Annotated in this window: 18 protein-coding genes and 3 tRNA genes; 14 read left to right on the forward strand and 7 right to left on the reverse strand. The window is 71.2% G+C overall.

Features of this window, described 5'->3' with window-relative positions; genetic code table 11:
- Positions 1 to 107: 107 nt before the first annotated feature.
- The 7 genes from BKK81_RS31760 (at position 108) to BKK81_RS31790 (ending at position 5,061) form a co-directional block, all read left to right on the forward strand.
- A tRNA-Asn gene (locus tag BKK81_RS31760) sits at positions 108 to 183 on the forward strand.
- Between the two features lie 6 nt (positions 184 to 189).
- Positions 190 to 265, forward strand: a tRNA-Gly gene (locus tag BKK81_RS31765).
- A gap of 30 nt (positions 266 to 295) precedes the next feature.
- Positions 296 to 370 (forward strand) — tRNA-Thr (locus BKK81_RS31770).
- 263 nt (positions 371 to 633) lie between these two features.
- Positions 634 to 1,716: a pyruvate dehydrogenase (acetyl-transferring) E1 component subunit alpha gene (gene pdhA, locus BKK81_RS31775; protein WP_071021300.1), complete on the forward strand. Its 1,083-nt coding sequence runs from the start codon at positions 634 to 636 to the stop codon at positions 1,714 to 1,716.
- A gap of 109 nt (positions 1,717 to 1,825) precedes the next feature.
- Entirely contained in the window at positions 1,826 to 2,803 is a 978-nt protein-coding gene (locus tag BKK81_RS31780; RefSeq protein ID WP_071021303.1) for an alpha-ketoacid dehydrogenase subunit beta, read from the forward strand.
- A gap of 79 nt (positions 2,804 to 2,882) precedes the next feature.
- Entirely contained in the window at positions 2,883 to 3,986 is a 1,104-nt protein-coding gene (locus tag BKK81_RS31785) for a dihydrolipoamide acetyltransferase family protein (RefSeq protein WP_071021305.1), read from the forward strand.
- A gap of 871 nt (positions 3,987 to 4,857) precedes the next feature.
- Positions 4,858 to 5,061 (forward strand): CopG family transcriptional regulator, encoded by a 204-nt coding sequence (locus BKK81_RS31790; RefSeq protein WP_071021308.1) that lies wholly within the window; start codon positions 4,858 to 4,860, stop codon positions 5,059 to 5,061.
- A gap of 54 nt (positions 5,062 to 5,115) precedes the next feature.
- Here the strand turns inward: BKK81_RS31790 and BKK81_RS31795 are convergent, their stop codons facing one another.
- From BKK81_RS31795 to BKK81_RS31810, 4 genes are all read right to left on the reverse strand, one after another.
- On the reverse strand, positions 5,116 to 6,765 hold the full coding sequence (locus BKK81_RS31795) for a SulP family inorganic anion transporter (RefSeq protein WP_071021310.1): 1,650 nt from the start codon (positions 6,763 to 6,765) through the stop codon (positions 5,116 to 5,118).
- A 570-nt stretch (positions 6,766 to 7,335) separates the two neighbouring features.
- Positions 7,336 to 8,304, reverse strand: a complete 969-nt coding sequence (locus BKK81_RS31800) for a chemotaxis protein (RefSeq protein ID WP_071021312.1) — start codon at positions 8,302 to 8,304, stop codon at positions 7,336 to 7,338.
- Positions 8,305 to 8,493: 189 nt separating this feature from the next.
- Positions 8,494 to 8,754 carry a MoaD/ThiS family protein gene (locus BKK81_RS31805; RefSeq protein ID WP_071021315.1) on the reverse strand — a complete coding sequence of 87 codons (261 nt, stop codon included), beginning with the start codon at positions 8,752 to 8,754 and terminating at the stop codon, positions 8,494 to 8,496.
- A 41-nt stretch (positions 8,755 to 8,795) separates the two neighbouring features.
- Complete coding sequence (locus BKK81_RS31810) at positions 8,796 to 9,959, reverse strand: glycosyl hydrolase (protein WP_071021318.1); 1,164 nt, start codon at positions 9,957 to 9,959, stop codon at positions 8,796 to 8,798.
- Between the two features lie 366 nt (positions 9,960 to 10,325).
- Between BKK81_RS31810 and BKK81_RS35820 the strand changes: the two genes are divergently transcribed.
- The 3 genes from BKK81_RS35820 (at position 10,326) to BKK81_RS31820 (ending at position 12,320) form a co-directional block, all read left to right on the forward strand.
- Positions 10,326 to 10,469 (forward strand): hypothetical protein, encoded by a 144-nt coding sequence (locus BKK81_RS35820; protein WP_156811515.1) that lies wholly within the window; start codon positions 10,326 to 10,328, stop codon positions 10,467 to 10,469.
- Between the two features lie 268 nt (positions 10,470 to 10,737).
- On the forward strand, positions 10,738 to 11,601 hold the full coding sequence (locus BKK81_RS31815; protein WP_071021320.1) for a hypothetical protein: 864 nt from the start codon (positions 10,738 to 10,740) through the stop codon (positions 11,599 to 11,601).
- 125 nt (positions 11,602 to 11,726) lie between these two features.
- A complete protein-coding gene (locus BKK81_RS31820) occupies positions 11,727 to 12,320 on the forward strand; it encodes an N-acetyltransferase (protein WP_071022797.1) in 594 nt (197 codons plus the stop codon).
- A gap of 136 nt (positions 12,321 to 12,456) precedes the next feature.
- Here the strand turns inward: BKK81_RS31820 and BKK81_RS31825 are convergent, their stop codons facing one another.
- Positions 12,457 to 12,975, reverse strand: a complete 519-nt coding sequence (locus BKK81_RS31825) for a multidrug/biocide efflux PACE transporter (RefSeq protein ID WP_071021323.1) — start codon at positions 12,973 to 12,975, stop codon at positions 12,457 to 12,459.
- A gap of 202 nt (positions 12,976 to 13,177) precedes the next feature.
- Here BKK81_RS31825 and BKK81_RS31830 point away from each other — a divergent pair, with 202 nt between their 5' ends.
- Positions 13,178 to 14,062 carry a LysR family transcriptional regulator gene (locus BKK81_RS31830; protein ID WP_071021324.1) on the forward strand — a complete coding sequence of 295 codons (885 nt, stop codon included), beginning with the start codon at positions 13,178 to 13,180 and terminating at the stop codon, positions 14,060 to 14,062.
- A 34-nt stretch (positions 14,063 to 14,096) separates the two neighbouring features.
- On the opposite strand, the gene BKK81_RS31835 is transcribed toward BKK81_RS31830, so the two are convergent.
- On the reverse strand, positions 14,097 to 15,455 hold the full coding sequence (locus BKK81_RS31835; protein WP_197524008.1) for an MFS transporter: 1,359 nt from the start codon (positions 15,453 to 15,455) through the stop codon (positions 14,097 to 14,099).
- A 251-nt stretch (positions 15,456 to 15,706) separates the two neighbouring features.
- Here BKK81_RS31835 and BKK81_RS31840 point away from each other — a divergent pair, with 251 nt between their 5' ends.
- Positions 15,707 to 16,603 carry a LysR family transcriptional regulator gene (locus tag BKK81_RS31840; protein WP_231908154.1) on the forward strand — a complete coding sequence of 299 codons (897 nt, stop codon included), beginning with the start codon at positions 15,707 to 15,709 and terminating at the stop codon, positions 16,601 to 16,603.
- A gap of 104 nt (positions 16,604 to 16,707) precedes the next feature.
- Here BKK81_RS31840 and BKK81_RS35825 read toward each other — a convergent pair whose 3' ends face one another.
- A complete protein-coding gene (locus BKK81_RS35825; RefSeq protein WP_156811516.1) occupies positions 16,708 to 16,878 on the reverse strand; it encodes a hypothetical protein in 171 nt (56 codons plus the stop codon).
- Positions 16,879 to 17,310: 432 nt separating this feature from the next.
- Between BKK81_RS35825 and BKK81_RS31845 the strand changes: the two genes are divergently transcribed.
- Both BKK81_RS31845 and BKK81_RS31850 read left to right on the forward strand, forming a co-directional pair.
- Complete coding sequence (locus tag BKK81_RS31845; RefSeq protein WP_071021330.1) at positions 17,311 to 18,693, forward strand: NCS2 family permease; 1,383 nt, start codon at positions 17,311 to 17,313, stop codon at positions 18,691 to 18,693.
- A gap of 167 nt (positions 18,694 to 18,860) precedes the next feature.
- Positions 18,861 to 19,442: a class I SAM-dependent methyltransferase gene (locus BKK81_RS31850; RefSeq protein ID WP_071021333.1), complete on the forward strand. Its 582-nt coding sequence runs from the start codon at positions 18,861 to 18,863 to the stop codon at positions 19,440 to 19,442.
- Positions 19,443 to 19,502: the final 60 nt, after the last annotated feature.

Genomic DNA, 19,502 nt, shown 5'->3' on the forward strand with positions numbered 1-19,502 from the left:
CAATCGCGATTTTCAAGAAGTTCGATCAGGGGGCTTCCCACGCGCGAAAAACCTGTTGTACAATCCGGCCTCCGCTGCAGCAGCAAACGCTGAGACAGCGGAACAAATCCCCGATAGCTCAGTCGGTAGAGCGCCGGACTGTTAATCCGTAGGTCCCTGGTTCGAGCCCAGGTCGGGGAGCCACTCCAAGCGGGAGTAGCTCAGTTGGTAGAGCGCAACCTTGCCAAGGTTGAGGTCGCGAGTTCGAGACTCGTCTCCCGCTCCAGAGTTTTTTTGCATTGCCTTCACGGCAGATGCCCATGTGGCTCAGTGGTAGAGCACTCCCTTGGTAAGGGAGAGGTCGGCAGTTCGATCCTGCCCATGGGCACCACCCCCCCCCCTTCTGCATCCCCCTCCTCGCCGGTATCCGGCAAACCCACCCGCCATCGCTGTCACGCCGCCGCGTCCGCACGCGCACGGTCTCCGCTTCGCCCAGGCGCACCGATGGCATGGCGCCCTGCCGTACATTGGCCGCGCGCGCACCACGACGCTTTTCCACGCTTGCCCTACACTCGAAACAGCATCGCACCGCTCCGCCGTGGCGGCGTGGCTGGTGCTGCGGTGCGCAAGCGGCAATGCGACAGGGGGCTCGGCATGGGCACGGTGGCAAGCTTTGAGATCGGCTACACGCAGTACCTCGATGCACGCGGTGAACCCAAGCAGGATCTTCCCGCCTTCGCGCGCGACCCCGCGGCGCTGCTGCCGCTCTACCGCGCGATGGTGCTGGCGCGGCAGTTCGACCTGAAGGCCATCGCCCTGCAGCGTACCGGCAAGATCGGCACCTTCGCCTCGGCCATCGGCCAGGAAGCGATCGGGGTCGGCGTGGCCAGCGCGATGCGGCCCGAGGACGTGCTGGTGCCCTCCTACCGCGACCATGCCGCGCAATTCGTGCGCGGCGTCACCATGACGGAGAGCCTGCTGTACTGGGGCGGCGACGAGCGCGGCAGCCATTTCGCCGCGGCGCCCCACGACTTTCCCAACAACGTGCCGATCGCCACCCAGGTGTGCCACGCCGCAGGCGCGGCCTACGCCTTCCGCCTGCGCGGCGAGGCGCGCGCCGCGGTCTGCCTGCTCGGCGACGGCGGCACCTCCAAGGGCGATTTCTACGAGGGCATGAACCTGGCCGGCGCCTGGCGCGTGCCGATGGTGCTGGTGGTCAGCAACAATCAATGGGCCATCTCGATGCCGCGCGCGGCGCAGACGGCGGCGCAGACGCTGGCGCAGAAGGCCATCGCCGCCGGCGTGCCCGGCCGCCAGGTCGACGGCAACGACATCGTCGCCGTGCGCCAGGCCGCCGCGCAAGCGCTGGAACGCGCGCGCGCGGGCGATGGCCCCTCGCTGATCGAGGCCATCACCTACCGGCTGGGCGACCACACCACCGCCGACGACGCCAGCCGCTACCGCGACGAAGCCAGCGTGAAAGCGCACTGGGCACAGGAACCGGTGCTGCGCCTGCGCAACTATCTGGCCAGCCTCGGCGCGTGGGATGCGGCGCGTGAAGAAGCGCTCATCAAGGACTGCGCGCAGCAGGTGGCGCAGGCGGTCGAAGCCTACCTGGCCACGCCCATGCCCGCGCCGGCGGCCATGTTCGAGCATCTCTACGCCACGCTGCCGGCGGCGCTGGCCGGCCAGCTCGCCATGGCGCAGCGTTTCGCGGGCACGGACACGCCGCCTTGAGGCGGACGCCGGACTTCCCGTACCGCCGATGAGCGCACGGCATGCAAGGCACCGGGCAAACGACGCCAGCAAGCGGAAACGGCGCCAACCTTAGCGAGGCAAGCACACCATGGCCGAGATCCATCTGGTAGAAGCCGTCAACCAGGCCCTGGCCCACGAACTGGCACGCGACCCGAGCGTCGTGCTGCTGGGTGAGGACATCGGGGTCAACGGCGGCGTGTTCCGCGCCACCGTGGGCCTGCAGGCCCGCTTCGGCGCGCAGCGCGTGATCGACACCCCGCTGGCGGAATCCGGCATCGCCGGCGCCGCGGTCGGCATGGCGGCCATGGGGCTGAAGCCGGTGGCGGAGATCCAGTTCACCGGCTTCATCTATCCGGCGATCGACCACATCATCAACCACGCGGGCCGCCTGCGCCATCGCAGCCGCGGGCGCCTGAGCTGTCCGATGGTGCTGCGCTCCCCGTTCGGCGCCGGCATCCACGCGCCCGAGCACCATTCCGAAAGTCCCGAGGCCATGTTCGCCCACATGCCGGGCATCCGCGTGGTGATCCCCTCCTCGCCGGCACGCGCCTACGGCCTGCTGCTGGCCGCCATCCGCGACCCCGACCCGGTGATCTTCCTCGAGCCGACCCGCCTGTACCGCCTGTTCCGCCAGGAGATCGCCGACGATGGCCAGGCGCTGCCGCTGGATGCCTGCTTCACCCTGCGCGACGGCAGCGACCTGACACTGGTGAGCTGGGGCGCGATGCTGCAGGAGACGCTGGCCGCGGCCGGCCAGCTCGAACAGGAAGGCATCTCGGCCGCGGTCATCGATGTGGCCACGCTCAAGCCGCTCGATCTCGACACCATCCTGGCGTCGGTGGCACGCACCGGCCGCTGCGTGATCGTGCACGAGGCGCCGCGCACGGCCGGCTTCGGCGCGGAGATCGCCGCCGGCCTGGCCGATGCCGGCCTCTACTCGCTGGCCGCGCCGGTGCTGCGCGTGACCGGCTACGACACCGTGGTGCCGCTGGCGCGGCAGGAGGCGCTCTACATGCCGAGCGTGGCCCGCATCGTCGATGCGGCGCGCCGCGCGATGGCGGCGTGATCGACCCCGCCGCGGGCCGGCAAACGATGGTTCGCGCCCGCGCCGCGCCGCGCAGGCGATGACCGCAAGGAGCAATGCGATGCGTATCTTCAAGCTGCCCGATCTCGGCGAAGGCCTGCAGGAAGCGGAAATCGTCGCCTGGCACGTCGCCGAAGGCGAGACAGTCGCGGCCGACCAGCCGCTGTTGTCGGTGGAAACCGCCAAGGCCATCGTCGAGATCCCCTCGCCCTTCGCCGGGCGCCTGGCCAGGCAGTACGCCGCGCCGGGCGACATCGTCCACCTGGGCGCGCCGCTGGCAGGCTTCGAAGGCGCAGGCGAGGACGATGCCGGCACCGTGGTCGGCACCGTCGCGGTCGGCAGCCAGGTGGTGGCGGAAGCCCCGGCGCCGCTGGCCGGCGGCGGCGCCGGCGCGGTGCGGGCCGCGCCGGCGGTGCGGGCGCTGGCGCGCAAGCTGTCGGTCGACCTGGCCATGGTCACGCCTTCGGGCGCGGAGGGAGTCATCACGGCCGCCGACGTCGAGCGCGTGGCCAAGGCCCTGGCCGAGACCGGCCCGGCCGAAGTGCTGCGCGGGGTGCGCCGCGCCATGGCGCAGAACATGGCGCGCGCGCAGAGCGAGGTGGCCGCCGCCACGGTGATGGACGACGCCGACATCCAGGCGTGGCCGCCGGGCACCGACGCGACCATGCGCCTGGTGCGCGCGCTGGTGGCGGGCTGCCGTGCCGAACCCGGCCTCAATGCCTGGTACGAAGGCGGCAGCGGGCGCCGCCACGTGCTGCAGAAGATCGATGTCGGCATCGCCGCCGACCTGCCCGAGGGCCTCTTCGTGCCGGTGCTGCGCGACGCGGGACGACGCGATGCCGCCGACCTGCGCCAGGGGCTGGAACGCATGCGCGCCGACATCCGCGCGCGCACCATCGCGCCGGAAGAAATGCGTGGAAACACGATCACGCTGTCGAACTTCGGCATGATCGGCGGCAAGTACGCCGCACCCATCGTGGTGCCGCCCACGGTCGCCATCCTCGGCGCGGGCCGCATGCATGATGCCGTGGTCGCGGCCGCGGGGGCCGTCGCCATCCATCGCCTGCTGCCGCTGAGCCTGACCTTCGACCACCGGGTCGTCACCGGCGGCGAAGCCGCGCGCTTTCTCGCCGCGGTGATCGCCGACCTGGCCCTGCCGGATTGAAGCCGACGGCGGGCGGCCCGCGGCCGCCCGCGCCGGATCAGCCCGGCATCTGCTGGAACGCCTGCGACAGCGCCGCGATGGCCACCATGAACAGCACCAGGATCAGCATCAGCTTGTAGAACATGGCAATCTCCTTGCCGGCAGCGCTTGGCATGCACGGCCGGGACGCGGGCGCGCCGCCGCCTGGCCCCGTCCCGGCCGCATGGCTCAAAGGTTGATCAGCAGATAGAGGGCCGCGACCGTGCCGATCGCGTAGAGCGTCTTGTGATAGATGGCTGGCATCTCGGATTCTCCCGGTTGCATGTTGGAAAGGGCGGCAGGATGCCGCCTCCAGACAGGCTGCCGTGCGGGAGAATCAGGCCGGGGAAACCGGCCCGCGGACTCCCCGCACGGCGGGGAGAAGCACGGCCGGGGAGCCGTGGCGGGCCACGGAGGCAAGGCGCGCGGCATGGGCAGGACGTGCCATGCCGGCGCCGGGGACGGTCGGAACGGCCACGGCAGCGCGGCGGACCGTCGCCGCGCGATGCGACGCCGCGACCGCGCACGCCCACCCGCACGGCAGGTGCCGGCGGCGGGAAACGTGGCGGGAGGAGGCGTCAGGCATCGTCATGCGCGATCCGTGTATATCCTTCGTGTCTTGGCGCTGGTCCGCCGGCATGCGCCGGCGCGACAGGTGGTCGAGACAGGTGGTCGATCATGTGCCCCGCCGGCCTGGCCTCGGCGCCTTTGGCGCGGGCCATGACCGCTGCGCAGCATGGCGAACGGGGTGTGGTCCCTTATGCCACAGACCCGCGCCGAAGTCCAGCCGCCGCCCGTGTTCCTTGTGTATATAATGATAATTTGATTAACATCACAGCGCGCCGAGCCCCTCATGGAATCCAAGACCGCCCGCCTGACCGTGCTGATCGACCCGGTCAAGAAAAAGGCCTTCGAGACGCTGTGTGCGTCCCAGGACCTGACACCGTCGCAGGTCGTGCGCCAGCTGATCCGCGACTATCTGCAGCACCACGGCGTCGAGTACGCCACCAAGGCCCGCGCCCCCGCCGCCTCCACCGGGCGCAAGCGCGCCGGCTGAACGTCCGCCGCCGGGCGCCGTGCACGGCCTGGGTGCCGCGGCGCGGCGCGGCACTCAGGCCGCTGCGGCGCGCAACACCCGGCAACGTTCCAGCGCCGCTTCCAGGCTGTCCACGTAATTGCCCTCGCCCAGCGCGGACATCACCCCCGCGCGCGCCAGCTTGCCACGCACCCGCGCATTGGCTTCGCACAGCACCACCGCCACGCCGCGCCGCCGCAGCTTGCCGACCACCTCGATCAGCGTCTGCAGTCCGGTGATGTCCATGAAGGGTACGCGGCGCAGGCGGATCACCAGGCAGCGCGGATCGGTGTGCGTCTGCACCAGGGCACGCTCGAAGTTCTCGACCGCGCCGAAGAAGAACGGGCCCTCGATGGCGTATACCAGCGTGCCCGGCGGCAGCGCCGGCACCGCGCCCAGTTCCCTGCCGAGCGCGCCATGGTCCTGCCGCGCGATCTCGACCGAGGCGGCCATGCGCCGCAGGAACTGCATCATCGCCAGGATCACGCCGATATTGACCGCCACCACGAGGTCGGCGAAGACGGTCAGCACGAAGGTGATCAGCAGGATGGCGACGTCGGCGCGCGGCGCGCGCACCACCATGGCGGCGAAGTGCCGCACTTCGCTCATGTTGTAGGCCACCACGAAGAGGATGGCGGCGAGCGCGGCCAGCGGCACGCTGGCCGCCAGCGGTGCCAGCAGCACGAGCACCAGCATCAGCACCACCGCGTGCGTGATGCCGGCCAGCGGACTGTTGCCGCCATTGCGGATATTGGTGGCGGTGCGCGCGATGGCGCCGGTGGCGGCGAAGCCGCCGAACAGCGGCGCGACGATATTGGCGATGCCCTGCCCGATCAGTTCCTGGTTGGAATCGTGCCGCGTACCGGCCATGCCGTCCGCCACCACCGCCGACAGCAGCGATTCGATCGCCCCCAGCATGGCGATGGTGAAGGCCGGCCCGATCAGCTCCACCACGCGCGCAGGCGTGACCTCCGGCAGCGCGAAGGCCGGCAGGCCACGGGAGATACCACCGAAGGCGCTGCCGATGGTAGCCACGCCATCGAAGCCGAACGCGGCCTGCAAGGCGGTCGCCACCACCAGCGCCACCAGGGGGCCGGGCACGCGCCGCAGCGGGGCGATGTGCGGCGTGGCCACCACCAGGGCCAGGCTGAGCAGTGCGATGCCGGTGGTGGCGGGATGCCACTGCGGCAGGACCTGCAGCAGGTGCCAGACCTTGTCATGGAAATGCTCGCCCGGCACCGCCGGCAGGCCGAAGAAGTCGCGCCACTGGCCCACCCAGATGATGACCGCGATGCCGGTGGTGAAGCCGACGATCACCGGCGCCGGGATGTACTTGATGACCACGCCCAGCCGGGCCAGCCCCATGGCCAGCAGCATGATGCCGGCCATCAGCGTGGCGATCTGCAGTCCCTCGATGCCGTGGCGCGCCGTGATGCCCGACAGGATCACGATGAAGGCGCCGGTCGGGCCGGCGATCTGCACGCGGCTGCCGCCGCAGGCCGACACCAGCAGGCCGGCGATGATGGCCGTGTAGAGGCCCTGCGCAGGCCTGGCGCCGGAAGCGATGGCGAAGGCCATCGCCAGCGGCAGCGCGACGACGCCGACGATCAGCCCGGAGACGATGTTCGGCAACCAGTTCCCGCGCCGGAACAGGCCGGCGCGCCAGGCTTCCCGCAATGCCGTCATGGCGCACGCTCCATTCGTATCGCATCACATTTCATGATAATAGGATGCGCTTCGAACCAGGAGCAAGGCGGCCGGCCACATGCGCGGGAACGCTGACGGACTTATCCAAGGTATCCACAGGAACGGTGGATATCCAAGCCACCTGCCTCCCGCAAAGCCGCGCCAGTACTCAAAAAAGCTGGACTGCACAAATAATAGGCAAACACATGCTTGAGGCGGGGAAGGCAGGAATGCTTCGTGCAGTCAAGCCCTGCCGGGCAGGTCGCAGGCCAGTGGAAGGGAACACGGTGGCAGGCACGCGGCGCGGGCATCGTCCGTATCCGCGCTCCCTGTCCGCAGTCCCGGTCCGATGGACTGGCCGACAGGACGCAGGCAGGCAAGCTACGCGCGCGTCGGGCGCCTCGCGCCCGGCAGGGTCGATCGCCGCAGCGATGGCGCGCCCGGCGGCTGCGTGGCAGAGCCGCGGGCAAGCGCGCCGCGCCGGGCGCGGCAGCGAAGAAGAGAGGGAAGGCGCGGCGGGGCGGAAGCGCGATCGGGGCCGCGCCCGCGAGCCCGTCCGGCAGCGAGGCCTCAGGCGTGGCGCGCCAGCACGCCGCGGATGGTCTCGGCGAGATCCTTGGCCAGGAACTTGGAGACGTAGGCGTCGGCCCCGACCTTGCGCACGTGTTCCTCGCTGGCCTCGCCCGACAGCGAGGAGTGGATCACCACCGGCAGCGACTTCAGGCGGGCATCGCCCTTGATCTTGCGCGTGAGCGTGAAGCCATCCATCTCGGGCATCTCGAGATCGGTCAGCACCAGCGCGATCTCGTCCTGCACCGACTTGCCGCTGCCGGCGGCCTGGTCGGCGATCTCGCCCAGCACGTCCCAGGCTTCCTGGCCGGTCTTGGTCATCACCACCTGCACGCCCATGGCCTGCAGGCCCTGTTCGATCAGGCTGCGCGCGAAGGCGGAATCGTCGGCGGCGAGGATGCGGGCACCGGGACGCAGCGAAAGCCTGGGCCCCACGGTGGCGGGATCGACGTCGGGCTGGCGCGTCGGCAGCACGTCGCGCAGGATCTGCTCCACGTCCAGCACCTGGACCAGGCGCGGATTGTCGGACTCGGCGTCGAGCTTGGCGATGCTGGTCACCAGGTCGCCCTTGACGCTGGTCTCGGCCGACACCACCTGGCTCCATTCGAGGCGCACGATCTCCTCGACCGCCTCCACCGCGAAGCCCTGGGTGGAACGCGCATACTCGGTCACCAGCAGGATGTTCAGCCCGCTGCGCGGGGTGCAGCCGACCAGCTTGGGCAGGTCGATCACGGGGATCACCTGGCCGCGGATATCGGCCATGCCGAGCACCGCCGGCGCAGCGCCCACCACCGTGGTCACGGTGGGCATGACCAGGATCTCCCGCACCTTGAACACATTGATGCCGAACCATTCGGACTGGCCGGAGTGGTTCGAATCGCCGAGACGGAACAGCAATAACTCGAACTGGTTATTGTTGGTCAGATTGGTCCGTTCGTCGACCTCTCTCATCGCGCTGCTGCTGCTCATGCTTGGCTCCGCTACCTGGTGTTGTTCGGCACATCCTCGACACTGCGGTCCACCGGCGCGACAGCACGGGCGAAGCGCATGCCTTGCGGCAAGCAGCGCGCAGGCGCGGCAGGCGCCGGCCGGCTCCGGTGATCCAGTGGACTCAGGGCGGCTAACGGCAGATTCCCGCCAAGGTTTAGCGGGGCCGGCTCAGCCGCCGGCCAGTGCCTGCAGGATGTGCACTTCGTCCGACTCGCCGAGCGGCGCGTCCAGCCGCATGGCCTGGCTGCGGTTGACGAAAACGCGCATATAGGGGCGCAGCCCGCCCTGCTCGTCGACGATGCGGAAACGCATGCCCGGATAGCGCCGCTCGAGGTCGTCCAGCAGCGCCGCCACGCTCGTGCCGGCCGCCTCCACCACCGGCTGCCCGCCGGTGTAGGAATGCAGGACGGAACAGATCATCACCTTCATGCTGCCTCCACGATGACGTTGCCGATGCCGATGCCGCCACCTCAGGCGAAGACCGCCGTCTCCAGCGCGTAGATCTCGGGCAGGTGCTGCGCCAGGCAGGACCAGTTGCCGCCCTCGTCGGCGCTGGCCCAGATCTCGCCCCCGGTGGTGCCGACGTAGAGGCCGACCGGATCGCAGGCATCGGTCGCCATGGCCTGCCGCTTCACCGTGAACCAGGCCTGCTGTGCCGGCAGGCCGCGGTCCTGGCGCTGCCAGCTGCGGCCGGCATCGCGCGTGACGTAGGCAGCCGGGCGGCCCTGCGGGCTGACACGCGGCCATACGTCGGTACCGTCCATGGGAAACACCCAGACCGTGTCGGCATCGCGCGGATGCGCCACGATGGGCAGGCCGATGTCGCCCACCTCCGCCGGCATGGCCTCGCCGATGCGCCGCCAGATCCCCTCGCGCCGGTCCATGCGGTAGATGCCGCAGTGGTTCTGCTGGTACAGGATGTCGGGCGCGGCCGGGTGCAGCAGCACGCGATGCGGATCGTGGCCGAATTCGGGCGGGGGCGGCGGCAGGAAGTCCGCCGCGCAGCCCGCGTTCAGCGGCGCCCAGCCGGCGCCGCCATCCGTGCTCTCGAACACGCCGCCGCTGGACATGCCGATATAGAGATGCCGCGCATCGCGCGGATCGACCAGGATGGAGTGCAGCTTGGGCCCGTCCGGCGTGCCGTCCTGCGCGCCCCCGGTCCAGGCCGGCCGCATCGGATGGTCGTTGAAGCCGGACACCGGCGCCCAGGTGTCGCCGCCGTCCTCGCTGCGGAACAGGCCCTGGGGCGAGGTGCCTGCATACCAGGTGCCCGTCTCGTCCGCGTGGCCCGGTGCCAGCCAGAACACATGGTCGACCACGCGCGCCTCCTGCCCGGCTTCGGCCCGGGCAAAGGCCGGTGGCCGCGTGGCCTCGCGCCAGTGGCGGCCGCCGTCGGTGGAACGGAATACGGTGGGTCCGAGATGGCCGGTGCGGGCGGCGGCCAGCAGGGTGCGGCGGTCGCGCGGGTCGAGCACCAGGTGATGCACGATATGGCCCAGGAAGTGCGGCCCGTCGGGCACCCACTGTTGCCGCGCGGCATCCGCGCGGTACAGCCAGGCGCCCTTGCGCGTCGCCACGAGGAGGGTCGTCTTCCCGTCATGCGGCGCGGCACTGCCGGCAATGGATGAAGCCATGGACTTTGTCTCCTTGCGGGGCCGGTCGGCACGTGCCGCCTGGGCGGCATGCATGACGCGCCAGCGGGCGCGTGAGGGTGGCATCAGGACGGCACAGGCGCGGCACCGGCGCCGGCATGGGTACGCGGTCGGGGGACGCGCTCACGATGCCGACCTTTCCGATTCTAGGATATCCCCTGCCCCATCCTCCGCGGCCCGGTGCCGCGCCCCCTTGAGAAACCGTCCAACACATCACTTCTCGGTGGACAAGCGCCGCCGGCTATGGCATACAGCGTAATTCGCCCTGCCGCCCGCCACGCCATGCCTCGCGCATCGCGCGGCCGCCGGCAGGTTGACCTCCCCTCCTCGGATACCAAGAAACCGGCCATGCGCGCCCACCCGTACCGCACCGCCCCGACCCGGCAGCCGCTGCCGGGCGTGCGCGCCTGCGCGGGCGGCCGCGCCGCGGGCCGCGGGCACCGCACGCCTGCCCGCGCCGGCCGGCATTTCCTCCTCGCCGTGCTTTCCTGAGCCGTGCGGGACGGCACCGGCCCAGGCCGGCACGCCGCCCCGCACGGCCGCTCCCTCCGGGTACCAGGGCCCGGCCGCGGCGCCAAGCCGCAGCGGCCGCCCGCCCGTGCCGGCCATCGGCCGCGCGCGGCGCGTCCTGCCACCCGCACCCGAGCGGCGGCTGCCCCGAGGCGGCCGCCATGCCCACAGGCGGCCGCGCGGACTTCCGCGGCGGCCGGCACCGGTCCGCCACGCGTGCAGGCGGGCCGGCGCATGCACATCGAGATTCATGGAAATCAGCCAGAACTTCGTCAAGGCCAAGCGCCCCTGCGCCGACGGCTATCGCTGGTACCTGCGCAACCGCGACGGCGGCACCGACTATCAAGACCTGCTGGACACCCTGGTGCGGCAGCACCGCGTGAGCGACGCCTGCTGGCTGCTCGATCAATTCGGCCCGACCGACACCGTGCTCGAAGCCGATGCCATCGCCGCGCAGGCGCTGGTCTTCGCCGGCTCGCTCATCGTGCGCGGCGACGTGCATGTCGACACGGTCCTGCGCGCCGGCGGCGCCATCCGGGCCGGGGCCGGCCTGCGCGCCGGCGAGGCCATCCAGGCGGGAGACGCCATCGAGACCGACGGTGCCATCCATTGCGGCGGCATCCTGCAGGCTGGCGCCGACGTGCGCGCCGGCTGGAGCGCCGACGTCGCCGGCACGCTGCAATGCGCGGGCATCCTGCGCGTGCGCGGCGCCCTGCACTGCGGCGACAGGCTCTCCGCCGGCTCGGGCCTGCTGGTCGGCGCGGACCTGCACGCGCGCGGCGCCCTGCACTGCGGCAAGGGGTTGCGCACCGGCGGCAGCCTGTACGCGGAGGACCTGGTGCGCGTCGCCTGCGGCATCGAATCCGGCGCGGACATCGAAGCCGGTCTGCACCTGGAGGCCGGCTGGGGCATCAAGGCCGGCGGCGATATCCGCGCCCACGGCGCCATCCGCGCGGGCGAGGGCATCGAGGCCACGGGCGAGATCCTGCCCGGCGCCGGCTACGGCGTGCATGCCGGGCTCAGCGTGCGGCTGGAAGACTGGCCGCACAGCGCGCGCGTGCGCGCCAGCGCCCGTCCCGCCGCCCTGCTCAGCGGCCACTGGGAGGCGCCATGAGCCTCGCCCTGCCCGCCTGTGCCCTGCCCTTCGCCTTGCCGTCACCGTCCTGGCCGCCCTGGCCGCCCTGGGGCGAGCGGCTGCTGACAGCCCGGCGCACGCCCGCGCGCGGCGCGCAAGCCGCCATGCAGCCGCCGCCGCGCCCGCTCGAGTTGCGCATCGACGTCAGCCACGGCCCGGCGGAGACCGAGCGCGACATCGACGCCGTGCACGACCGCCTGTGCCGGCCCGATGGCGCCCTGCACGGCATGCCGTCGCTGGCCTGCGGCGTGCCCGGGCTGCGCCTGCGCTACCGCGAGGCCGATGGCGAGTACTACGTCTACGTCGAGGACGTGGCGCGCGGGCGGCTGGCCGGCTACACGGTGTTCAACCGGCTGGTCGAGGTGGACCGCCGCGCCGACCGCCACCTGCGCGCGCCGCACTCGAAATACGCGCTGGACTACCAGCGGCGCGGCCTGGCCTCGGCGATCTACCGCTGGGCCCTCGACGGCGGCCTGTGCCTGATCACCGGCGCGCGCCAGTCGGCCGCCGCGCATGCCCTGTGGATGCGGCTGGCCGCGCACTACCCGCTCGGCTACGTCGAGTTGCGCGACAAGGCGCTGCGCTACCTGGGGCCGGCCGTCACGCCGGCGGTGCTGGACGACCTGCACACGCGCATGATCCTGCTGGGGCGGGGCTGGACGCTGGATACGCTGGCCGGCGCCACCGGCATGCGCTAGCCGGCGCGGCAACGCCTGCGCCGGAAACGACGAAGCCGGCGCAAGGCCGGCTTCGGGTCGAAATGGAACGATCGGAAGGCTCGGAGCGATCGGAACGATCGCGCTGGCCGGGATGCGGCATGGGGCCCGGGCATGGTCAGGTCCGCGCTTCCCCTGCCTTCCATGCCTTCCGCGCCTTCCGCGCCTTCCGCTCGATGCGGCGGGCACGCAGGCGGTCGTACACCAGGTTGAAGAAGAAGGTGTACGGCAGGAAGAACAGCAGGATGCCGAGGTCCAGCAACAAGGCATCGAGCAGGCTGATCTCCAGCCACCAGGACGCCAGCGGCAGCACCAGCGCGATCAGGCCCAGTTCGAAGGCAATCGCATGGACGATCCGCACGACCACGTTGCGCACCAGTCCGAAGCGCCGTTCGATGCGCTCGAACACCGCGTTGAAGGCCACGTTCCAGGCCATGGCGATCAGCGACACCAGCGCGGTCAGCGCGCCGACGTGGACCAGCGACAGGCCCAGCACCCAGCTCACGACCGGCGCGCACAGGACGATGGCCGTCAGCTCGAAGCTCAGCGCGTGCGCCAGGCGTTCGGCCAGCGTCTTGGGGGTGTCCGGCCGCGGCCGGGACGGCGACGCGCGATGCTTCGGCTGCGCCTGCTGCATCCCATGCGCCGCGTGGTTCGAAGACTTCGATTGCTTCGATTGCTCAGATTGCTCAGATTGCTTCGGATACTGCTGTGGATACGTCACTTGCGCCGTCATAGGCAACTCCTTGAAATCAGCGATGTCGCCATTTTGATCGGATTTTCCGTTTCAACATAGTTTGTTAATATCGGTTTTTCCGATATATAGAGCAATCCCCCCGATGCGCCATTCGCCTGAAGCCCTGCTCGCCTTCGCCGAGGCCGCCTCCCTGGGTTCGTTCTCCGCCGCCGCGCGCAAGCTCGGCAAGCGGCAGTCGACCATCAGCGAGGCCATCGCCAACCTGGAGATCGACCTGGGCGTGCAACTGTTCGACCGCACCGCGCGCCAGCCCCGGCTCACCGATGCGGCGCGCGCGCTGCTGCCGGAGGTGCTGCGGGTACTGGAAGCCAGCGAAGCGATCGACCAGCTCGCCGCCCGCCTGGCCGGTGGCGAGGAAGCGCGGCTGACGCTGGTGGTGTCCGACACCTACCAGTCCAGCCGCTACGAGGAAACGCTGGCCGAGCTGGAGCGGCGCTTTCCCACGCTCGAACTCGAATGCCAGAACGCCGAGCACGACGATGTGATCGACCTGATCCAGCAGGGCCGCGCCCAGCTCGGCCTGATGGCGGCACGCAGCAGCTACCCGCCCGACATCGGCGCGGCGACGGTGGCCGAGCAGGCGGAGATCGGCCTCTACGTCGGCCTGCAGCATCCCTTCGCCGCCTATGGCGATGGCGAGGTGCCGCTCGCCGCGCTGCACGAGGCGCGCGAACTGCGCCTGCACACCTATGTGGCGCCGCGCGGCGCTCCGCTCGAGACCGGGCTGGTCGCGGGCCGGCGCTGGTGGTCGGCGCCGAGCTACCTGATGCTGATGGAGATGGCGCTGGCCGGCTTCGGCTGGACCGAGCTGCCGCGCCGCATGGTCGAGCATTTTGCGCGCGGGCGCCTGCTCGAACTGCACGCACGCGGCTGGCCGCGCCGCATGCCGGTGGACGCGGTATGGTCGCGCGAGCGTCCGCTGGGCCCGGCCGGCTCCTGGGTGCTGGAACGCATGCTGGCGCCCTGAACCTCCACCCGCTCCTGGGGCGGCGCGCCCTCGCTCAGTGCGGCCGCGCCCCGATGCGCAAGGCCCCGGCGATTCCCGCCACGCTCAGCAGGGCCGCGGCGCAGGCGCCCAGCCGCATCGCCGCACCGGCATCGCCACCCGCCCCGATGGCGATGGCCAGGATCGCCGCCGCGCCGGCGGTACCCGCCAGCGCGCCCACCTGCCGCGTGGCATTGAGCACCGCCGAGGCGGTACCGGCCAGGTCGGACGGCGCCCGCTCCAGCACGGTGGCCGTCATCGGCGCGATCGCCAGGGCCGTGCCGGCCGCCAGCGGCAGCATTGCCGCCAGCAAGGCAGCCAGGCCGCCATGCAGGGTGGCCAGCGCGCACAGCAGGTAGCCCAGCGCGGCCAGCGCCAAGCCGGCAGCGATCTGGCGCCGCGCGCCCAGGCGCGGCAGCAGGCGGCCGGCGATGACGTTGCCGGCGGTCAGGCACAGCGCCAGCGGCAGCAGCGACAGTCCCGTGTGCAGCGGCGTCATGCACAGGCCCTGCTGCAGGTAGAGGCTGAGCAGGAACAGGCAGCCGAAGTAGGCCGCGCCGATCACGAAGCCGACCCAGTTGGCACCGCCCAGCGCGGGATCGGCGAACAGGCGCGCGGGAATCATCGGCGCCGCGCCGCGCCGCTCGACCTGCACGAAAGCCAGGGCGGACACCAGCGCCGCCAGCGCGGCGAGGCCGACCGCCGGCGACAGCCAGCCGCGCGCCGGCCCCTCGATCAGTGCGAAACTGGCCGCGCCCAGGGCGGCCATCCCCAGCAACTGGCCGGCCCGGTCGGCGCCGCGCCCGGGCCGCGCCGGCAGCGCCGCCAGCACGCGCGGGCCGGCCAGCAGGGCCAGCAGCCCGGCCGGCAGGTTGACCAGGAAGGCGCCACGCCAGCCCAGCGGCGCCAGCACGATACCGCCCAGCACCGGCCCGGCCGCCGCCGCGGTCGCCACCAGCCCGCCGAATACGCCGACCGCGCGCGCCCGCGCCGCGGCGTCGGGGTAAGCCGCGCGCAGCAGGGCCAGCGAACTCGGCAGGAACAAGGCCGCGCCGGCTCCCTGCAGCGCGCGCGCGCCGACCAGCGCCGCGACGGTGGGCGCCAGGCCGCACAGCGCCGACGCGAGCAGGAACAGCGCCAGGCCGCCGAGGAAGACCCGGCGCGCGCCGAGGCGGTCGGCCAGCAGCCCGGCGCTCAGCATCAGGCCGGCGAAGCTGAGGTTGTACACGTCGATGATCCAGGCCAGTTCCGAAAGGCTCGCGCCCAGGCCGGCGCGCATCGCGGGCATCGCCACGTTGACGATATTGGTGTCGAGGATGGCCATGAACATGCCGGCGGACAGCACCCACAGCGTGGCGGTGCCGCGCGGCGCCACGGCCGATCCGGGCGCCTCGCGCAAAGGCGGCGGGGACGCAGGAGACGCGGGAGAAAGGGTGGTGCCGGCGCAGGCCGGCAGGCAAGCGCGGGAACGGAAGGAATCAGGCATGGAGTCGGCGGCCGTCGGTAGGATCGGCCTGGCAGCAAGGAAGACCCCGCCATGCTAAGGATCCCAACCCATGCAATAAAGCAGCACTTTCGCAGTGCTATGATGCATTTCTGCATTCATCCGAGAGCACCGCAGCGGCCATGGACACCCGTCTGCGGCGCGCCGCCGCCGATATGAACTGGGACAACACCCGCTACTTCCTCGCCATCGCCCGCAGCGGCTCGCTGCGCGGCGCCGCCGCCAGCCTGGAGGTCGACCAGGCCACCGTGGGCCGGCGCCTGGCCGCCTTCGAAGAGGAACTGGGCGCCACCCTGTTCCTGCGCACGCCGCAAGGCTACGTGCTGAGCCAGGCCGGCGAGATGATGCTGGCGGATGCGGAGCAGATGGAAAGCGCGGCCGAAGCGATCGGACGCAAGTCGGCGCTGGCCGACCGCCTGCTCGCCGGCCCGGTGCGCATCGCCACCACCGACACCCTGGCCGAGGGCTTCGTGCTGCCGGCGCTGGCGGCGCTGCAGCGCCGCCACCCCGAGCTGGAGTACACCCTGCTGACCGCGACCGAGCTGGTCGACGTGGCGGCGCGCGAGGCCGACCTCGCCGTGCGCGGCCTGCGCCCGCAGGCGGGCAACGTCATCATCAAGAAGCTGGGCGTGGTGGAGATGGGGCTCTACGCCGCGCCGGACTACCTGGCACGGCGCGGCAAGCCCCGGCGCGGCGCGGGCCTGTCGGGGCACGACCTGCTGATGTTCCCGCGCGATACGGTGCCGCGCCACTGGCAGGAGCTCGGCGGCGAAAGCCTGCGCGGCGCGCACGTGGCGCTGCAATCGAACTCGCAGATGGCGCTGCGTTCCGCCGCGCTGCGCGGCATGGGCATCGCGCTGCTGTCGGCCTTCCTGGCCGAGCGCGACAGCGGACTGGTGCGGATCTTTCCCGATCGCCGCGACTGGGTCGACATCTGGCTGGTGCTGCACCCGGACCTGCGCCGCGTGGCGCGCGTGCGCGCGGTGATCGAGGCGCTGGCCGGCGCCTTCAAGCGCTGAGCGCGCGCAGCGCGTGCCGGATGCAACTGGAGTACTGAGTGAGCGGCTGGCTTCAGCAGCCTGCTTCAGCGGCTGATTTCTGCGGCTGGGTTCAGCGGCTGGTTTCAGCGGTTGGCGTACACGCGCGCCAGCGCCTGCGCATGGTGCAGATTGCGCTGCCAGCCGGCATCGAGGAAGGCTTGCAGGCGCGCCAGCAGCGGACGGGTGGGACGGGCGGCGCTGGTGCGCGCGGCGGCGGGGGTCTTGCGCAAGTGCGTTTCGAGGTAGATCTGCATCGGTTTCTCCTGGTGGGTTCCACGGCGGGGTGCGCTGGTGGCGAAGCGCCCGCATTCCGTGCCGGGGTCCGGCACCATCACAGCCGCCGGCCCCGCATAAGGGTTTTCCCGAGTATACCGAATCCGGCACATCGGAACCTGGGATAGATCGGATTGCGAAGATTCACACACCGTGATACTGGCCCCGCCGCCGGCAGCCACGCGGCCGGGCAGCGTCGCAATGGCCAGGCATTCCGGTATTTCCACGCCGGCATACCGTGCATTCCGACCCGCTTATGAATTTCGCGGGCAACTCCCCTAGCCTTGAGCCTCGCCCGAACTTGCATGCCGCGCAGACCGGCGCAGGCGGGCCAGCATCCGACACCACAAAAGACCAGGCCGGCCACGACCGCCGTTGGCGGCGCCCGGCGCCCCGCTAGGAGACAGCCAATCATGATGGACCAATCCATTCCGTCGCCGACGGAACTCGATGCCGCGTCGGCGCCGCCGCAGCGCAAGCTCGACCGCTACTTCGAGATCAGCGCGCGCGGCAGCAATACGCGCCAGGAAGTGGTGGCCGGCATCACCACCTTCATGGCGATGGTCTACGCCGTCTTCGTCGTTCCCGGCATGCTCGGCAAGGCCGGCTTCGACACCAGCGCAGTGTTCGTGGCGGTCTGCCTGACCACGGCCTTCGGCTCGCTGCTGATGGGCATGTGGGCACGCCTGCCGATCGCCATCGGCTGCGCCATCTCGCTGACCGCCTTCGTCGCCTTCGGCCTGGTGCTCGGCCAGAAGCTGACGCCCAGCGTGGCGCTCGGCGCGGTCTTCCTGATGGGCGTGGTGTTCACCGCCATCTCCGTCACCGGCGTGCGCTCCTGGATCCTGCGCAACCTGCCGGCCGGCGTGGCGCACGGCGCCGGCATCGGCATCGGCCTGTTCCTGCTGCTGATCGCCTCCAACGACGTCGGCCTGGTGGTCAAGAACAGCGGCGCCGGCCTGCCGGTCACGCTGGGCAAGATCACCGCCTTCCCGGTGGTGATGTCGGTGCTGGGCCTGGCCGCCATCTTCGGCCTGGAGCGCCGCCGCGTGCCCGGCGGCATCCTGCTGGTGATCGTCGGCATCTCGGCGCTGGGCCTGGCCTTCGACCCCGCGGTGAAGTTCACCGGCGTGTTCGCCCTGCCCTCGCTGAGCGCCCCCGGCCACGCCTCGCTGATCGGCGCCATGGATGTGCGCGGCGCGCTCTCCGCCGCCGTGCTGCCGAGCGTGTTCGCGCTGGTGATGACCGCCGTGTTCGACGCTACCGGCACCATCCGCGCGGTAGCCGGGCAGGCCGGCCAGCTCGATGCCAGCGGCCACATCCGCAACGGCGGCCGCGCGCTGACCGCCGACTCCGTCAGCTCCATCTTCTCCGCCTTCTTCGGCGGCGCCCCGGCGGCGGCCTACATCGAATCGACGGTCGGCGTGGCCGCCGGCGCCAAGACCGGCCTGGCCGCGGTGGTGGTCGGCCTGCTCTTCCTCGCCGTGATGTTCTTCTCGCCGCTGGCGGGCCTGGTGCCCTCCTACGCCACCGCGCCGGCGCTGATGTACGTCGGCCTGCTGATGCTCTCCAGCGTCAGCCGCCTGCACATGGAAGACACCGTCGACGCCCTCGCCGGGCTGGTGTGCGCCGTCTTCATCGTGCTGACCTGCAATATCGTCACCGGCATCATGCTCGGCTTCTGCACCCTGGTGGTGGGCCGCATCGTCGCCGGCGAATGGCGCAAGCTGAACGTCGGCACAGTGGCCATCGCCGTGGTGCTGGCCGCCTTCTACGCCGGCGGCTGGGCGATCTGAGGCCGCCCGCCCGCGATAAGGAACGATGTCTCCTCCAGCCGCTTCGGCGCTGGCTTACCGCACCGGGCCTGTCGGCCCGGTTTTTTTCGCCCGGCGAGCGCCGCGGTGGTGGCGTGCGGTGGTGGCACAATGCGCGATCGACCACTTCCCCTGTCCGGGTCCGCAACATGCCTTCCTTTTCCGATCCCTGGCTGCATCCCTGGCTGCCGGCGATCTCCGCCCGCAGCACCACCTCGCCCGTGCTCGAGATCGGCTGCGGCCATGGCGACGACACCGCCGTGCTGGCGGACGCCGGCCTGCGCGTGATCGCCTTCGACCTGTCGCGGGCAGCCGTCGCCGCGGCCCGGCTGCGCGTACCGTCGGCACAGATCGAGTGCCGCGACATCCGCGCGCCGTTTCCGCCGCAGGCAAGCGAGCTCGGCGCGGTCATCGCCAGCCTGTCCCTGCACTACTTCCCCTGGGACGAGACCGTGTCGATCGTCCAGCGCATCCGGGACGCCATGAGGCCTGGCGGATGGTTGCTATGCCGCCTGAATTCCACCGAGGACCACAATTTCGGCGCCGGCCAGGGGGTGCGGATCGAAGAGAACTACTACTCGGTCGATGGGCAGCCGAAGCGCTTCTTCGACGAGGAGGCGGTCTGCCGCCTGTTCGACGGCCAGTGGCAACGCGTGTCCATGACGCACCAGCGCACGCGCAAGTACGTCCGCAGCAAGGCCCTGTGGGAGGTGGTGGTGGAGAGGGTCTAGGTCCTGCGTCCTGCGTCCGGGATTCGGTGACGCGGCACGCCGGATGCCGCGCCCGGCGGG

The sequence above is a fragment of the Cupriavidus sp. USMAHM13 genome (genome assembly GCF_001854285.1).
GTDB classification, from domain to species: Bacteria; Pseudomonadota; Gammaproteobacteria; order Burkholderiales; family Burkholderiaceae; genus Cupriavidus; species Cupriavidus malaysiensis.

Excerpts from the sequence above, each read along its gene's own strand:
- pdhA (WP_071021300.1), top strand. The coding sequence starts at position 634 with ATGGGCACGGTGGCAAGCTTTGAGATCGGCTACACGCAGTACCTCGAT.
- BKK81_RS31780 (WP_071021303.1), top strand. The coding sequence starts at position 1,826 with ATGGCCGAGATCCATCTGGTAGAAGCCGTCAACCAGGCCCTGGCCCAC.
- BKK81_RS31785 (WP_071021305.1), top strand. The coding sequence starts at position 2,883 with ATGCGTATCTTCAAGCTGCCCGATCTCGGCGAAGGCCTGCAGGAAGCG.
- BKK81_RS31790 (WP_071021308.1), top strand. The coding sequence starts at position 4,858 with ATGGAATCCAAGACCGCCCGCCTGACCGTGCTGATCGACCCGGTCAAG.
- BKK81_RS31795 (WP_071021310.1), bottom strand. The coding sequence starts at position 6,765 with ATGACGGCATTGCGGGAAGCCTGGCGCGCCGGCCTGTTCCGGCGCGGG.
- BKK81_RS31800 (WP_071021312.1), bottom strand. The coding sequence starts at position 8,304 with ATGAGCAGCAGCAGCGCGATGAGAGAGGTCGACGAACGGACCAATCTG.
- BKK81_RS31805 (WP_071021315.1), bottom strand. The coding sequence starts at position 8,754 with ATGAAGGTGATGATCTGTTCCGTCCTGCATTCCTACACCGGCGGGCAG.
- BKK81_RS31810 (WP_071021318.1), bottom strand. The coding sequence starts at position 9,959 with ATGGCTTCATCCATTGCCGGCAGTGCCGCGCCGCATGACGGGAAGACG.
- BKK81_RS35820 (WP_156811515.1), top strand. The coding sequence starts at position 10,326 with ATGCGCGCCCACCCGTACCGCACCGCCCCGACCCGGCAGCCGCTGCCG.
- BKK81_RS31815 (WP_071021320.1), top strand. The coding sequence starts at position 10,738 with ATGGAAATCAGCCAGAACTTCGTCAAGGCCAAGCGCCCCTGCGCCGAC.
- BKK81_RS31820 (WP_071022797.1), top strand. The coding sequence starts at position 11,727 with ATGCAGCCGCCGCCGCGCCCGCTCGAGTTGCGCATCGACGTCAGCCAC.
- BKK81_RS31825 (WP_071021323.1), bottom strand. The coding sequence starts at position 12,975 with ATGCAGCAGGCGCAGCCGAAGCATCGCGCGTCGCCGTCCCGGCCGCGG.
- BKK81_RS31830 (WP_071021324.1), top strand. The coding sequence starts at position 13,178 with ATGCGCCATTCGCCTGAAGCCCTGCTCGCCTTCGCCGAGGCCGCCTCC.
- BKK81_RS31840 (WP_231908154.1), top strand. The coding sequence starts at position 15,707 with ATGGACACCCGTCTGCGGCGCGCCGCCGCCGATATGAACTGGGACAAC.
- BKK81_RS35825 (WP_156811516.1), bottom strand. The coding sequence starts at position 16,878 with ATGCAGATCTACCTCGAAACGCACTTGCGCAAGACCCCCGCCGCCGCG.
- BKK81_RS31845 (WP_071021330.1), top strand. The coding sequence starts at position 17,311 with ATGATGGACCAATCCATTCCGTCGCCGACGGAACTCGATGCCGCGTCG.
- BKK81_RS31850 (WP_071021333.1), top strand. The coding sequence starts at position 18,861 with ATGCCTTCCTTTTCCGATCCCTGGCTGCATCCCTGGCTGCCGGCGATC.